Below are 2,716 nucleotides of genomic sequence, written 5' to 3'. Positions count from 1 at the left end.
AACACAGTGGACGCGAGCAACTGAGGACAAGCCCTCGGCCTATTAGTACCGGTCAGCTCCACACCTTACGGTGCTTCCACATCCGGCCTATCAACCCAGTCGTCTACTGGGAGCCTTAACCCCTCAAAGGGGGTGGGAGTCCTCATCTCGAAGCAGGCTTCCCGCTTAGATGCTTTCAGCGGTTATCCTTTCCGAACGTAGCCAACCAGCCATGCCCTTGGCAGGACAACTGGCACACCAGAGGTTCGTCCGTCCCGGTCCTCTCGTACTAGGGACAGCCCTTCTCAAGACTCCTACGCGCACAGCGGATAGGGACCGAACTGTCTCACGACGTTCTAAACCCAGCTCGCGTACCGCTTTAATGGGCGAACAGCCCAACCCTTGGGACCGACTCCAGCCCCAGGATGCGACGAGCCGACATCGAGGTGCCAAACCATCCCGTCGATATGGACTCTTGGGGAAGATCAGCCTGTTATCCCCGGGGTACCTTTTATCCGTTGAGCGACGGCGCTTCCACAAGCCACCGCCGGATCACTAGTCCCGACTTTCGTCCCTGCTCGACCCGTCGGTCTCACAGTCAAGCTCCCTTGTGCACTTACACTCAACACCTGATTGCCAACCAGGCTGAGGGAACCTTTGGGCGCCTCCGTTACTCTTTGGGAGGCAACCGCCCCAGTTAAACTACCCATCAGACACTGTCCCTGATCCGGATCACGGACCCAGGTTAGACATCCAGCACGACCAGAGTGGTATTTCAACGACGACTCCACAACCACTGGCGTGGCCGCTTCAAAGTCTCCCACCTATCCTACACAAGCCGAACCGAACACCAATATCAAACTGTAGTAAAGGTCCCGGGGTCTTTCCGTCCTGCTGCGCGAAACGAGCATCTTTACTCGTAGTGCAATTTCACCGGGCCTATGGTTGAGACAGTCGAGAAGTCGTTACGCCATTCGTGCAGGTCGGAACTTACCCGACAAGGAATTTCGCTACCTTAGGATGGTTATAGTTACCACCGCCGTTTACTGGCGCTTAAGTTCTCAGCTTCGCACGCCCGAAAGCGCACTAACCGGTCCCCTTAACGTTCCAGCACCGGGCAGGCGTCAGTCCGTATACATCGCCTTACGGCTTCGCACGGACCTGTGTTTTTAGTAAACAGTCGCTTCTCGCTGGTCTCTGCGGCCACCCCCAGCTCACACTGCAAGAGTGATCACCGGTGATGGCCCCCCTTCTCCCGAAGTTACGGGGGCATTTTGCCGAGTTCCTTAACCATAGTTCACCCGAACGCCTCGGTATTCTCTACCTGACCACCTGAGTCGGTTTAGGGTACGGGCCGCCATGAAACTCGCTAGAGGCTTTTCTCGACAGCATAGGATCATCCACTTCACCACAATCGGCTCGGCATCAGGTCTCAGCCTTAATGTGTGACGGATTTGCCTATCACACGGCCTACACCCTTACCCCGGGACAACCACCGCCCGGGCTGGACTACCTTCCTGCGTCACCCCATCACTCACCTACTACCACCTTGGGTCAGCGGCTCCACCACTCCGAACCACGTCAAAGACGGGGCCCGGCGGTTTCACGGCCTTAGCATTAATGGGCTCGATGTTGGGCGCTTCAAAGCGGGTACCGGAATATCAACCGGTTGTCCATCGACTACGCCTGTCGGCCTCGCCTTAGGTCCCGACTTACCCTGGGCAGATCAGCTTGACCCAGGAACCCTTAGTCAATCGGCGCACACGTTTCTCACGTGTGTATCGCTACTCATGCCTGCATTCTCACTCGTGAACCGTCCACAACTCGCTTCCGCGGCTGCTTCACCCGGCACACGACGCTCCCCTACCCATCACAGCCTCCGTTGGGAGTATTGCTGCAATGACACGACTTCGGCGGTACGCTTGAGCCCCGCTACATTGTCGGCGCGGAATCACTTGACCAGTGAGCTATTACGCACTCTTTCAAGGGTGGCTGCTTCTAAGCCAACCTCCTGGTTGTCTCTGCGACTCCACATCCTTTCCCACTTAGCGTACGCTTAGGGGCCTTAGTCGATGCTCTGGGCTGTTTCCCTCTCGACCATGGAGCTTATCCCCCACAGTCTCACTGCCGCGCTCTCACTTACCGGCATTCGGAGTTTGGCTAAGGTCAGTAACCCGGTAGGGCCCATCGCCTATCCAGTGCTCTACCTCCGGCAAGAAACACACGACGCTGCACCTAAATGCATTTCGGGGAGAACCAGCTATCACGGAGTTTGATTGGCCTTTCACCCCTAACCACAGGTCATCCCCCAGGTTTTCAACCCTGGTGGGTTCGGTCCTCCACGACCTCTTACAGCCGCTTCAACCTGCCCATGGCTAGATCACTCCGCTTCGGGTCTAGAGCGTGCAACTCAAACGCCCTGTTCGGACTCGCTTTCGCTACGGCTTCCCCACACGGGTTAACCTCGCTACACACCGCTAACTCGCAGGCTCATTCTTCAAAAGGCACGCAGTCACGAGAACAAGGCAAGCCTTGTTCCGACGCTCCCACGGCTTGTAGGCACACGGTTTCAGGTACTATTTCACTCCGCTCCCGCGGTACTTTTCACCATTCCCTCACGGTACTATCCGCTATCGGTCACCAGGGAATATTTAGGCTTAGCGGGTGGTCCCGCCAGATTCACACGGGATTTCTCGGGCCCCGTGCTACTTGGGTGTCTCTCAAACGAGCCGCTAAT

Annotated in this window: 1 rRNA gene; it reads right to left on the bottom strand. The window is 56.8% G+C overall.

From position 1 onward, the window contains the following. Window positions 1–22: 22 nt before the first annotated feature. A 23S ribosomal RNA gene (locus RCO28_RS39205) occupies window positions 23–2,716 on the bottom strand; the annotation flags it as partial.

The sequence above is a fragment of the Streptomyces sp. LHD-70 genome, from assembly GCF_031157275.1.
GTDB lineage: Bacteria > Actinomycetota > Actinomycetes > Streptomycetales > Streptomycetaceae > Streptomyces.
Note: the sequence above shows the minus strand (reverse complement) of the source record. Positions and strands in the feature narration are given on the sequence as shown.